General features: G+C 49.7%; 10 protein-coding genes. 4 read left to right on the top strand and 6 right to left on the bottom strand.

The features are described 5' to 3' along the window. The first annotated feature begins 68 nt into the window (after positions 1-68). From MJ611_RS19675 to MJ611_RS19660, 4 genes are all read left to right on the top strand, one after another. Positions 69-1607: a YifB family Mg chelatase-like AAA ATPase gene (locus tag MJ611_RS19675; RefSeq protein WP_250432163.1), complete on the top strand. Its 1539-nt coding sequence runs from the start codon at positions 69-71 to the stop codon at positions 1605-1607. Positions 1608-1854: 247 nt separating this feature from the next. Beyond that, positions 1855-2436, top strand: coding sequence for a porin family protein (locus tag MJ611_RS19670; RefSeq protein ID WP_250432162.1), 582 nt, complete (start codon positions 1855-1857; stop codon positions 2434-2436). A gap of 297 nt (positions 2437-2733) precedes the next feature. Beyond that, positions 2734-3393: a porin family protein gene (locus MJ611_RS19665; RefSeq protein ID WP_250432161.1), complete on the top strand. Its 660-nt coding sequence runs from the start codon at positions 2734-2736 to the stop codon at positions 3391-3393. 138 nt (positions 3394-3531) lie between these two features. Beyond that, positions 3532-4188 carry a porin family protein gene (locus MJ611_RS19660; protein ID WP_250432160.1) on the top strand — a complete coding sequence of 219 codons (657 nt, stop codon included), beginning with the start codon at positions 3532-3534 and terminating at the stop codon, positions 4186-4188. Between the two features lie 76 nt (positions 4189-4264). Here MJ611_RS19660 and MJ611_RS19655 read toward each other — a convergent pair whose 3' ends face one another. From MJ611_RS19655 to tpiA, 6 genes are all read right to left on the bottom strand, one after another. After that, on the bottom strand, positions 4265-5626 hold the full coding sequence (locus tag MJ611_RS19655) for a dipeptidase (protein WP_250432185.1): 1362 nt from the start codon (positions 5624-5626) through the stop codon (positions 4265-4267). A gap of 106 nt (positions 5627-5732) precedes the next feature. Then, on the bottom strand, positions 5733-6377 hold the full coding sequence (plsY, locus tag MJ611_RS19650) for a glycerol-3-phosphate 1-O-acyltransferase PlsY (protein WP_250432159.1): 645 nt from the start codon (positions 6375-6377) through the stop codon (positions 5733-5735). A gap of 177 nt (positions 6378-6554) precedes the next feature. After that, the gene (locus tag MJ611_RS19645; protein ID WP_250432158.1) at positions 6555-11327 is read right to left on the bottom strand and encodes a hypothetical protein; all 4773 of its coding nucleotides are present in this window, start codon (positions 11325-11327) and stop codon (positions 6555-6557) included. 16 nt (positions 11328-11343) lie between these two features. Further along, positions 11344-12174, bottom strand: a complete 831-nt coding sequence (gene prmA, locus MJ611_RS19640) for a 50S ribosomal protein L11 methyltransferase (protein ID WP_250432157.1) — start codon at positions 12172-12174, stop codon at positions 11344-11346. Between the two features lie 7 nt (positions 12175-12181). Then, positions 12182-12547, bottom strand: coding sequence for a DUF6150 family protein (locus MJ611_RS19635; RefSeq protein ID WP_250432156.1), 366 nt, complete (start codon positions 12545-12547; stop codon positions 12182-12184). Between the two features lie 94 nt (positions 12548-12641). After that, the gene (tpiA, locus tag MJ611_RS19630) at positions 12642-13403 is read right to left on the bottom strand and encodes a triose-phosphate isomerase (protein WP_250432155.1); all 762 of its coding nucleotides are present in this window, start codon (positions 13401-13403) and stop codon (positions 12642-12644) included. Between the last annotated feature and the right edge of the window lie 178 nt (positions 13404-13581).

The following is a 13581-nucleotide window of genomic DNA, read 5'->3' as shown; positions in this document are numbered from 1 at the left end:
CTTGGAATCAATTAACTTTGCCGGTTGTTTCGACTCAAAATCATCCTATTTATACTTTAAAAGAAAGTATGCTCATCAAGACGTTTGGCAGTGCCGTGCAGGGCGTAAATGCCTATACCATTACCATCGAAGTAAGTGTAAGTGCAGGCACCAAGTATTTCCTGGTCGGCCTCCCGGATAATGCGGTCAAAGAAGGCGAACAGCGCATCGAATCGGCCCTGAAGCAGTACCACTACAAAATGCCGCGCCAGAAGGTGGTCATCAACATGGCGCCTGCCGATATCCGCAAAGAAGGCTCTGCCTACGACCTGACCATTGCCACGGGCATACTTGCTGCCTCCGGTCAGATGAGTCCTGCCAAGGTGTCGCAGTACATGATCATGGGAGAGCTTTCGCTGGATGGTTCGTTGCGGCCGATCAAAGGAGTATTGCCCATTGCCATACAGGCCCGCAAAGAGGGTTTTAAAGGATTTATACTTCCTGCACAGAATGCCCGTGAGGCTGCCATCGTCAACAACCTTGACATCATCGGGGTGCAGAACATCAAAGAGGCGATCGAGTTCCTGGATGACAGGCTGCACATCGAGCCGCTTTCCATAAACACGCGCGACCTGTTCCAAAGCAGCGCAGACCAGTACGCCGCTGATTTTGCCGATGTGCAGGGACAGGAAAATATCAAAAGAGCCTTGGAGATTGCTGCAGCCGGCGGCCATAACGTCATTATGATCGGCCCTCCGGGTGCCGGTAAAACCATGCTGGCCAAAAGGCTGCCGTCTATCCTGCCGCCGCTGTCTATAAACGAAGCACTGGAAACGACCAAGATCCATTCGGTAGCAGGCAAACTGGGCGAAGCGGCCTCACTGCTTTCGACGCGCCCATACCGAGCACCGCACCACACCATTTCCGATGTAGCGCTGGTTGGTGGCGGTGGCGTACCGCAACCCGGTGAAATTTCGCTTGCCCATAACGGGGTGTTGTTTTTAGATGAATTGCCGGAGTTCAAGCGTTCGGTGCTGGAGGTGATGCGGCAGCCATTGGAAGAGCGCCGTGTAACCATCTCCCGGGCTAGAACCACCATCGATTTTCCGTCTAACTTTATGCTCATTGCCAGCATGAACCCGTGCCCCTGCGGTTATTATAACCACCCGGAGAAAGAATGTGTCTGCGGGCCGGGCATTGTGCAGCGTTACCTGAATAAGGTAAGCGGTCCTTTGCTGGACCGCATTGACCTGCACGTGGAGGTAACGCCGGTTACGTTTGATGAGATGACAGCAACCCGCCGTGCAGAAGACAGCCAAAGCATACGCGAGCGCGTGGTTACAGCGCGTAAGCTACAGCACGAGCGTTTCAAAGACTTCGACAGCATACATTCCAACGCCATGATGCCGTCGCAAATGGTGAAGGACATATGCCAGGTAAATGAAGCTGGCAGAACGCTTCTAAAAACAGCTATGGAGCGGCTGGGTTTATCGGCACGCGCCTACGACCGCATCCTGAAAGTGAGCAGAACTATTGCAGACCTTGCGGATAGCAAAGAAATAAAAATTGAACATTTAGCAGAAGCTATTCAGTACCGCAGCCTCGACAGAGAAGGATGGGCCGGCTAACAGCCATACACGCTAAATAATTGTTTATTAACTAATTATCTCAAGCACCAACTCTATTAGTTGGTGCTTTTTTTCGTATAACCCTATTGTAAAAGATACCTCGCAGTTGCACCCTTCCGCCAACAAAAGTATTCTCATTTCTATACTTTTGTTCGAAGCCTTCGTAATAGGCTTACATCAGGCGGCAGTCAGGTTTTACCTCCCCCGCCTTGTTTGATTACCAACTATCTACTTACAGTTTACAACTATGAAGAAGACGTTATTTTTACTCATTTTTACCTTAGCGACCTTCGTGGCCGCACAAGCACAAGTCGGAATTGGCATTCGGGCAGGAGCAAACCTGTCTAGCTTTGAAGGTGACGACACGGATGGTCTTGAATCGATGTGGGGCTTCCATGGAGGTCTGACAGCCAATGTGCCCATTACAGAAGATTTCTTCTCTGTACAACCTGAACTGCTGTTTTCAAAGAAAGGGGCCGAGTCGGAAGATGATGTGGTAAAGTATAAGCTAAGTTACCTTGATGTGCCTGTACTAGCCCGCATTAACGCTGGTCCTGTTTATTTTGAAGGTGGTCCGCAGGTGTCGTTCAGAATCGGAGGAGATATTGAAGTCGATGACCAGAACGTAGACGACGATCTGGATCAGTTTAAAGCTACCAGCTTAGGTTATGCCTTTGGCGTTGGCCTTGGTTCTGTTCCGATGGGCTTAAGTGTTGGTGTCCGTTACAATGGCGATATTTCCAAGCTGAACGACAACGATAACGCTGCCGACTGGCGTAACTCCTTATTCCTGTTTACTGTTGGTTACAACATTACCGGCAGAGAGTAATTATGCCTTAGTACAATCTAAAACTATGAAAAAGTGAAACCCGGCCTTGTGCCGGGTTTTTTATTGTGTGCTATACCCCCTCCTGAACAAAACAGCGAACAATGATCCTGTTTCATAAAAAACTTATCCAATCCAGCTTATTCAACAAAAAATTTTCAATCTCATAATCAATTACTTACAAGCACCTATATAGTAGTTTCGCAATAATTTGACACTTTTGCCGTCCTATTACCCGTATAACACTCGCTAAATGGTACGATATGTGCCAATGTAGCAGAAACAACAAACAACAAATTTATGAAGAAGCTATTGTTACTAGTATTTGCCATTGCTACTGTATCGGTGGCGCAGGCACAAACCGCCAGCTTTGGCGTAAGAGGTGGTGCAAACATTTCTAATCTTTCCGGCGACCTGAAAGATGAGGAGATGTTTAAGAATAAGGTTGGCTTCCATGCCGGCGCCACACTTAATTTCGGCATCGTAGAAGACTTTTTCTCTATTCAGCCAGAGTTGCTCTATTCTGTAAAAGGCTTTAAAAACAGCGAAAGCGAAGTGACCTTGCTTGGAAATACCAGACGCCGTGAAGGTAAGGTAAACTACAACTACCTGGACCTACCTGTGTTGGCTAAAATTAAAGCAGGCCCTTTATACTTTGAGGCTGGCCCTCAGGCATCTTACCTGGTAAGTGTAAATAACGAAACTAAAACGTATTATAACGATAAGCTTCAGAACACTACGACAGACGAGAAGAGTAAGGAAGGCTTGTCAGAGTTTGAGGTTGGCTATGTAGCCGGTATCGGCCTGGCATCTAACAACGGCATCAGCCTGGGTGTTCGTTACAACGGTGCTTTCAGCGACTTCGTGAAGGAAGACGTAAACTTTGAAGGCGACCTGACCAATGCCCGTCACTCCGTAATTATGGTTACCCTTGGCTTTGCGCTGCCTACCGGCAGATAAGTCCAAACGTTAACTATACCTGGCAACCGCCCTTCCTGCACCCATGCAGGAAGGGCGGTTTTTTTATTACTACTATTTCATTGCCAACAATTTACAAAATGATACAGTACTATTAATATACCTCTACTCTCCTGAACTATGAAAAAGACGCTACTCCTTTTTATACTTATACTTGTTCCGCTGTTGGCCGCACAGGCTCAGTTCTTCCGCTTCGGGGCCAAAGCTGGTGGCGGCTTTGCGAGGGCAGCCGGCGACGATGCCGACGCAGACTATATTAACAGCCTGGCGGTGCTGCATGCCGGGCTGCTGCTTACGCTCCAGTATTCGCCCAAGATAGCAGTGCAGGCCGAGCCGCAGTACAGCCAGAAAGGTGTTGTGTATGACAATGACCCCATCAGCCCTACGGAAGCAATGAACGGAGACCTCCGCTTCGATTATCTGGAGGTTCCGTTGCTGTTCAAATATCAGAAAGCAGCTTTATTTGTAGAAGCAGGTCCTTACCTGGGCTATTTAGTGAATGTAAACAGTGACGTGAACCTTGTTAACCCCGACGACCCCAACCCGGACGACCCGGTCATACTTGGAGAACAAAAGTTTAGCCGGTCTGACTTCCAGGACCTGGACTACGGATATGCCATCGGGGGAGGCATTATTCTGGATAATGGTTTTTTCCTTGGCCTTCGCCATACGGGCGGGCTGCGCACATTCCCAAAAGCCGATTTGTCCCAACGCAATCTTAACTTTCTACTTTCAATCGGTTTCCTCAATCCGGTCAGGAGCCCGAGTAACTACTGATACGATTAGTATGAAACAGAAAAGCCCGCCTAAGTATGAGGCGGGCTTTTCTGTTTCAGGGTTTTATACTTCAGCCTTAACGGCTCATTTCAGCATAATGCTTAAAGAAAAGGGGGATCGTTTCGATGCCTTTCATGAAGTTGAACAGGCCAAAATGCTCGTTCGGCGAATGGATCGCATCGGAGTCCAGGCCAAAGCCCATCAGCACCGAATCAAGCCCCAGTTCTGACTTGAACATAGCCACAATCGGAATAGAACCACCGCTGCGCACCGGTATCGGCTTCACACCAAAGGTTTCTTCGTAGGCTTTTGCAGCTGCCTGGTAAGCCACAGAGTCTGTTGGCGTAACCACCGGCTCGCCACCATGATGCGGCTTCACCACAACCTTCACACTGGCCGGCGCTATACTTTCGAAATGCTTTGTAAACTTCTCGGTTATTTCTTCGGAGGTCTGGTTAGGCACCAGGCGCATCGATATCTTCGCAAATGCCTTGGATGGAATTACTGTTTTGGCACCTTCCCCTATATAGCCACCCCAGATACCGTTCACATCCAGCGTAGGGCGGATAGAGGTACGTTCCATGGTGCTGTAGCCGGCTTCTCCCTGCACGTCGCCCAAGTCAAGCGCCTTCTTGTAGGCGTCCAGGCTGAAAGGCGCACGCGCCATTTCGGCTCGCTCTTCCTGGCTTAGTTCCTGCACGTTGTCGTAAAAGCCAGGGATGGTGATGTGGTAGTTCTCATCGTGCATCGAAGCGATCATCTGGCAAAGCACATTGATAGGGTTGGCTACCGCGCCACCGTACAAACCGGAATGCAGGTCACGGTTCGGGCCGGTAACCTCCACCTCCATGTAACTCATGCCGCGCAGGCCGGTTGTAATAGAAGGCACATCGTTGGCCAGCATGCCTGTATCAGAGATCAGGATCACATCTCCCTTCAGCTTTTCCCTGTTGTTCTTTACAAAGGTGGCCAGGTTAGCAGAACCCACTTCCTCTTCGCCTTCGATCATGAACTTGACATTGCAAGGCAATGCGTTGTTGCGCATCATCACCTCAAATGCCTTCACGTGCATGTACATCTGTCCTTTGTCGTCGCAGGCACCGCGGGCATAGATCTTACCATCTTTGATCACCGGCTCGAAAGGAGGCGAATTCCACAGTTCATACGGGTCGGCAGGCTGCACATCGTAGTGGCCGTATACCAGCACGGTTGGCAGGCTTGGGTCCACGATCTTTTCGCCGTACACGATCGGGTAACCAGCCGTTTCGCAAATTTCTACTTTATCGGCACCGGCTTCGGTGAGTTTTTGCGCTAAGAACTCGGCGGTACGCAGCACGTCCTGCTTAAACTTTGGGTCAGCACTTACAGACGGTATGCGGAGCATATCCAGCAGCTCATTCACAAAACGATCTTTGTTGTCGGAGATATATTGGTTCATCATTCAGTAACTATGTTTGCTCTAAAGTTACAAAAAAAAGCCACCCTTGTAGTATAGGGTGGCTTTTTCAAAGTATGGAAATTGCTTCCGGTTAACGGTTTATACTTTATCGTTTGCGGCCAAGGCTGATATTGGCTTTGCTTTCTTCGCCGTGCAGCAAGCGGTTGATGTTCTTACGGTGCGTTAGCACAACGATCGCAAAGAGAATGAATCCGAAGATGATCAGGATCGGGTTTTCCGGGTGAAAGCGTGGTAGCAACAGCAGCATCGGGAAAGCAAGCGCTGCGATCATGGAGCCCAGAGAAACATACTTTGATGTAAACAGCACGATCAGGAAAATAACCATGCAAACCAAAGCTACTTCTGTATGGATAGCCAGCATCATACCCAGCAGGGTAGCTACCCCCTTGCCCCCTTTGAAGCGCTCGTATACCGGGAAGATATGGCCCAGCACCGCTATGGCACCCATGATCAGTTTGTACACGATCAGGTCGTCGGCGGGAATCGCATTGAAGATCACCAGCAAACCTGCCAGCGAAGTAGCAGCCCAGCCTTTGAACATATCGATCAGCATAACGATTGTGCCCGGCTTCTTGCCCAGCACCCGGAAGGTATTGGTAGCACCGGAGTTGCCGCTGCCATACTGCCTGATATCAATGCCATAGTAAGACTTACCGATCCAAACCGCTGTCGGGATGGAGCCAATCAGGTAAGCAACCAGAAAAAGTACCGCGATCAAAAGTATGTTCATGTATCAAAGAGTCTTTTATCAGAAAGTCAAAACCATAATTGCATCTATTTGGTGCAATACGTAGTTCGCTTTTTTAAGTAGAAAGAAGTTCAAATATAGGCAATACTTAATTTAAACGCCAGAAATAAGGTTTTTCTTTCCTCTTATACGCTTCTGTTACGGTTGCTGGTTATTGCCTCAGTTATATGATTCCTCTTCTGAAGCTTCTTCTTTCTTATTTTTTTTGTTCTTCTTTTTGTCTTTTTTAGAGTCTCCCTCCATAAAATCAAAATTACCTGTCGACTGTTTTACGGGCTGCTCCTGCGATACCTTGATACCGCCTTTTCCTTTCAGGTAAGTATCACTGAAGTACTTGAGGAACTGGTTCTTTTCAGGTGCATCCACACTGTAGACAGTATACCCTGTTGCCCGGTTTCCTTTGGCTTTCGAAGATACGATCTTGTTGAAATTATCATCCGAGGAAGCCAGCATGAGAGCGTTTTCGAACAGGTTAAAGTAATACCACGTGTACTGGTTGGCCTGCAGGTACAACGACATGGCCGGATCACCGTTCTGGTCGTGGCGCAGTTCCAGGTACCCGTCCATGGTGGCATTGATATCGTCTTTCAGAATACCGGCTACCCCAATCTTACCTACACTGTACCACGCCTTCTTCGCTTCAGACCACTGCAGGTCTACTTTGCTCAGCACCAGGCTGCGCACCAGATCCGAAGACACCTTAGACAGCGGCACATAGCCCGCAGCCGATTTCTCTGCATAGTTGCGCACCTCGCGCTCGCTTACAAACGCACCCAGCTTGTACAGCATGGCATCGTTTGCCTCCATGGCACTACCTACGCTGCCTGCATTTTCTTTCAGGTTCTTAGCCATTGCTTCCAGTGCCTGCGATGGCATGGTCAGGTCAAACGCCAGGAATGCGTCTAAAGTATAGCGGTTGCTGTCGGGCTTGGCAGTACCGCTACCGGCGCCCTGTAATTTAAAGGTCTTGTTCGACCCGATCGGATTTACTTTTCCTTCGAAGTGCAGCGTCTTGGTAGCCTCGTTATAAGTCATCATGTTACCTACATAAGAGTTGCCGTAGGCTCTTTCCTCACGCCCCATCTTAAACTCGGTTTTCTCCTTGTTGTAAGAAAGTAACCCATCCACTACAAACAGGTCCACGTCGTCTTCGCTTTGTTTTCTTGAGGCGAAAGTATTGTAGAGCTTCGATGTGTTTTTAGAGTAATGCAGACCGGTAAACAGCGGCGTTCCGTCGGCAGCTTTCGGCTCCAGGATCGGGATACGCACGTTCTCCGGGTTCAGGGTGTCTTTCTTATAAGGGAACCACTCAGCGTCAGCGTCGTTGAAGTTCAGCTTCAGTTCACCATCGAAGTTCATGTACTTCTTGGGCGTGTTCATGGCAACATTGCCCCGGTACATCACGCGCGGGAAAACATAGAATTTGTTGGCATCCTCTACGCTGGCAACTGCTGTGGTAAAGTGCTCCTGCTTTTTCTTTTCTTCCTCTTTTTTCAGACCGGTATACATAAAGTCTGAGAACACCAGTTGGAAAGAATCGGCAGCAGCATTGTGGAACGTACGGATGGCATTGCCCTGGAAAGAGTTTCTGGAGAAGATGGCCACGTTCGCACTGTATAGTTTATGGTGCTTCTGTACGGTATCGGCCATGATCCTGGCGTTGTGCAGGGTGTTGATCGTTGCGTCAGCAGCCACGGAAACAATGCCGCTGTCTGGCACCACGTACACGTCGGCTACGGCAATGTGCGGTACTCCTTCTGCAAACAGCGTGTTCTTTTTAACGTTGTACTCTCCGCTGGCTGCCATAAAACGAAGCCCGCCCTGTGCCGGGTCAAGCGAATAAAAGTAGTTCTTCGAATTCTCTGACTCTGCTTTCAGGCTTACTTTTTGGGTCTTCACATCCAGTACGGCGCTGCTCATGGATGTTTTATACTTTGCTTTCGGGAACTCGATGCTGGCCATACCTTTCACGGCACTGGCAAACTCCACTTTGCTGTTGGCCAGGTCATAAGTAAAGTTTACATCCTGCGCTTTAACGGATGGCCTGTCCTCAACATCCGACTTCACGATCATCTGTGCATGGCTGCCGGCAAAGCTCCGTTCCTTAAAATGCAGCTGAGGCGCTGTAACGTTGGCAACCGTATTGTCTACTTCGCCTTTGCCATACATGCCACCCGGCGATAGCTTGGCCGTGCCCTTGAACATGAACCGCTCTTTAAAGATATACATAGGGTCCTGCGCCGTGTAAAACATCATGGAATCTGCTTTGGCGTGCCAGGTCATACCATAGTTCGCAAGCGTCGCCTGTGGTATACTTCCTGCTTTGCTTTCCCCGATGGTCAGGCTTTTGCCCACTTTGGTAGTAACAGAGTCGAGGTAATAGGTATAGTTCGGGGCTTCCAGGGTTGCGCTCAGGTACTTAAGAATACCTTTGCTCTGGATACCTTTCGAGTCCATTTTGATCGTGTCGATCACCATGCCTTTGCCGCCGTAAGCTTTCAGGCCTGCTGGCGGAGTCTGGTAATAAAAGCCCAGTGTCTCGTCTGGCATCAGCACCAGTTTGGTTTTGAAAGGCGGGAAGATGCCCCCCGAATGGAAAGTGCCCGTAAAGCCGATCACGCTCTTTCCGGCGCTGCTCAGGCTGTCCACTTTAAAAGGTGGCATATCAAAGTATACCGTGCTGTCGTAGGCTCCGCCCAGTACATCCGGACGCGCAAAGGCTACCTGTGCACCCTGGTCGGCATCAAACTTAGGATAGTCCGGGTAGTGCTCTTTTCCGGATTTGTTGTTAGGCTTGTTGATGTAGAGCTTGCCTGTAAACTTGCCCTGGTTACTGGTTAGTACCTGGCTGGAGCTTTTACCACTTTGCGCATCACGTCGCTTCGATATCAGAGCAATAGTATCGAGCTTCGCCATGTTGATCATGAAGTCGTTGTAATTGAACTTAAAATCAGACCCCTTGAAAGAAAGGCGGTTGGCAAATATTTTCCCGGCAAATTCTATATCGCGGTTAGCCAGAATATGGATGATGCTGCTATCGGGCACCATGTAAACACTGGTGGTGTCGTTGTTGAACGTAATCCGCTGCACCCCGCGCACCGTCAGCTTATTATCTGTCAGGTTCAGGGTAGCATTCCGGCCGGATGGCACCACCGACTTGATCACCAGGTGGTCGTAGTCATGCTTTCTCTTTGACGAGCCGACGTAATGCCATGCTTTTGGCTTCAGGGCAATGTAGCCGCTCTTGCCGTCGTAGTCCAGGAAGCTCTCTCGCGACAAATTCAGTGCAGCCTCCTTGATAGCTGTCTCGTTGATCTTAGTGCTTCGGGCTACTTCGGCCGCATAAAATTCGCTGCTCTTTACTTTAGCGCCATACGCGGTCAGGACCTGAAGCGGGTGGAACGTGGCAATACCTACCAGCTGCTGGTACCGGTTGTTAGAGTAATAGTTTGTCGATTCGAGCTGAACTGGAATGAGCGTTTTGGTATTCAGGATTGAGAAGTCCACAAGCGGCGACTCCAGGTCCCAATGCAGGCGTTCGGCTATGATCTCGAACTTGTGGTAGGTATCAAAGTATGGCGTTTTGCTATAGCCGCCTTTGTCTTTTGTCAGGGTCAGTTCTTTACTCTGCTTGCCGTAACGCAGCTGCACAGCCGGGTGCGCTACCGAATCTTTCTGCAGGTAAATAGCCACCGCCGCGCGGTTAGAGAGGAGCAGCGAATCGGTTATGGTATAGCTGTGAGCTATAGAGCGGAACTTACGCTCGCCGTTGTGCGACACAACAATCTCGGACAGGCTGCCATCCATTGAAGAAGTACCTACCGTGTTACCGGCCAGCGAGAAGCCGCCCTGGTACTGAATGTTATCGGCCAGGCTTTTGATTTTGGCATCATTGGTAAAGGATACAAACCTCGGAAATCCGTTATCGCCATTCGGCCTGCGCTTGGTACTTCTGAATTCGAACGCACCCTCTACAGGAGCCGCCAACACGCTTGGGTAAGTGAGCGTTACATCCGGCACCTTGAACCCGGCAAAAGAAATATCAAAGTTATACTTGCGGAACACTGCGGAAACAGGTTGTTCGCCGGCTTTCCACTCATACGTTCCGCCCTCCCCTACAAACAGGTTGCGGGTAAGCAGCAAATGGCCACTTGTCTTGTTGATTGAAGTAGAGTCGTATTGGGTAACAAACGTGAGGGTCGCATTGTCCAGCTTCAGCATGGGCCCGGACAGCTTTGGCTGCGCCGGCAGGAAGCGTGGCTTTGCCTGCTTCTTCGGCTCCGGCTTTTTCTTATCTGTCTTTTTAGGAGTAACGATGGTGCCCCAGCCGTCATCCACCACTTCTTCGTCCTGCTGCGTTGCTTCGTCATCCCAGGAGATGCTATCCCAGCCGTTGTCGCTCTCCGCTTTTTTATCGTCTGCTTTGGGAGCAGCGCCACCCTCATAGGCAAAACTAAAACTGCCACCTGAGGCCTTCAGCTTATAGAATTTGTTCTGATACAAATGGCCGGAAGAAAGATACATGCTGGATGTACCCAGAAAGCGCTCCAGGCTGGCGGCATCTTCCTGCTGCACCGCCTTGGAAGTAACATCGAGCATGTTATCCAGAGAGCTGCCTTGCAGGTTATGGCTGTTCACCCCATTCAGAAGCATGCCAAAGAACTGCTCAAAGTGCGGCTTGGTACGCATCTTCTTGCGGTACATGCGCTGCGAGATGTCTACGATCTCCTGCTGCTGCTTTGCCGATAGCTTTCCGCTTGCCCAGAGTGCCTCCAGGTCGGTGGCCATTTTATCGGCGCTTTCGCTTTTCAGTGTTGCCAGCAGCGAGCGGGCATCTTTCACAAATTCATCGGGTTTGCCGGCAAACTTGCTCTGTGCCTGTGCGGCAAAAATCGATAAGAAGAAAAAAAAGGGTAGAAGTTTGTGCCTCATAGACGATAGGTTGAAATTAGCTTGCTCTGAAAATTGCTGAAACCCAGTTGTTTTTAACCCGGTGCGAGATGTAGTTCAATCCAAGTTCGGCAGCCCGTTCCTGGATGATTGGGAGGTCTTCGGTGTAAAAGCCACTGAGCAGTAGATACCCCTGCGGCTTAAGTACTGCCTTGTAGGCAGGCATGTCTTCTAATAGAACGTTGCGGTTGATGTTGGCAAGTATAATATCGTAAGGTTTATCGCCGGCAATTGTTTCGGCTCCGCCCAGACGCACGTCTATACTTCCATAGCCATTAAGTTCGGCATTTTCGCGGGCATTTTCAACAGTCCAGTCCTCTATTTCCACTCCCACAATGTCTTTTGCCCCCAGTTCGCCAGCCATGATGGCCAGTATACCGGTGCCACAGCCCATATCCAGCACACGCTTGCCCTGGTGGTCCAGCGTTAGCTGGTTCTCAATCATGAGGGTAGTGGTTTCGTGGTGGCCTGTGCCAAACGACATCTTCGGGTTGATCACAATATCATACTTTGCATCGGCAGGTTTCTCGTGAAACGACGCACGCACCGATACCTGCCCACCAATGAAGAGGGGCTCAAAGTTGCGTTCCCACTCCTCGTTCCAGTTCTGGCGCGCAATTTTCTGCGTCTGGTAGGTAACTTCTGCCATACCGGCGTAGCGGTTCACCACTTCCTCCAGCGCGTCTTGCGCATACTTGTCTTCGTCGATGTAGGCGCTGAAGCCGTTTTCTGTCTCAACAAAGGCATCAAAACCCAATTCACCCAACTCCGCGATCAGAATGTCGGCAAAGTCAGGGTTAACGTTAATCGTAACTTCTATAAAATCCATAAAGAGTTTATTCTCGGCACTCGGCAAAGGAGCGCACATCGGTAAAATGAACTGTAAAATCAGCAAAATTGCGGTTGTCGGTCACGTACAGGATGTGGTCGGCAAACGCCTTGTTGGGGGTAATGTACCAGATGGCCGTGCCATCGGCAAACAGCTTGTTGTTCTCGCGGAACACCACCATGTTGGCAAAAGCCTCTTCCTCGTTCAGAAACACGGTGTAAGAAGCGGTATTTTTATACTTTGGGTCGCGCTCCAAATACACCGACCCATACACGCGGCAAATATCGTTTGCCGCAGGAGTTGGCTGCAACGCAGCAGCCGGCTCTTTTACAAAGGGCAAAAGCACCAGCATCAAGTTAAAAAGAATATTCATAGGCATTGAAATTATTCAAATATAGTGAAAGCATTTATAAAAAAAGCTGCCAATAACGTGTATTGGCAGCTTCTCCGCTTCAATTTTTTTGAATTTAGAAGGACTTGATGATGTCGGTAAAATCCCGCGACTTAAGGGAAGCACCTCCGATCAGCCCACCGTCTACATCCGGCTGCGCAAACAGCTCTCTGGCATTGCCTGGGTTGCAGCTACCGCCGTAAAGTATAGATGTGTTGAAAGCCGCCTCGGCATCGAACATACGTGCTAGTTGCTCCCGAATGTATGCGTGCATTTCCTGTGCTTGCTGGCTGCTGGCGGTGCGCCCTGTGCCAATGGCCCAGATCGGCTCATAGGCAACTACCACTTGGTCAAACTCTTCGTTGCTCAGGTACGACAGGGTGTCGTGCAGCTGCTTGCCCACATATTCAAAATGGCGGTCGGCATCGCGCTCTTCCAGTGGCTCTCCACAGCAGAAGATCGGTGTCATACCTTGTGCAATGGTGGCTTTAACTTTTTTATACAGTGTCTGCTCGTCTTCGTGGTGGTACATGCGGCGCTCGCTGTGGCCGATGATCACATACTCGGTACCAACTGACTTTAACATACTTGCCGATACTTCGCCGGTATAGGCGCCGCTTTCGTGTTCGCTCACGTTCTGGGCAGCCAGGTGCATCCGATCGTTGCCCTGTGTTAGCTTGCCCACGCTTTGCAGGAACGGAAGCGGAGGCGCTACAATCACAGTCACGTCGCCGCTCACCTCGTCTCTCACCATGTTATCGATCTCCGATACCAGCGAAAGCGCCTCCTCGTAGGTCTTGTTCATTTTCCAGTTGCCTGCAACAATTCGTTTTCTCATATTTTATACTTTGTTGATGTGGTTATAATAGGTGTGGCAGTTTTATCTGCTTTACGGCAAGATAGGAAAATTTGGTATACCCACCCTGCCCTGCCCTAAAAACAGGAGAAGGTGTTAGTTTAAGGAAATTTGAAAGTGTGCTTTTCAGGTACAACAGTTTCATAGAAGCAGAACACAG

Source organism: Pontibacter ruber, from assembly GCF_023630205.1.
GTDB classification, from domain to species: domain Bacteria; phylum Bacteroidota; class Bacteroidia; order Cytophagales; family Hymenobacteraceae; genus Pontibacter; species Pontibacter ruber.
The sequence above is the reverse complement of the archived record's forward strand: the minus strand, read 5'-3'. Positions and strand labels throughout refer to the sequence as shown.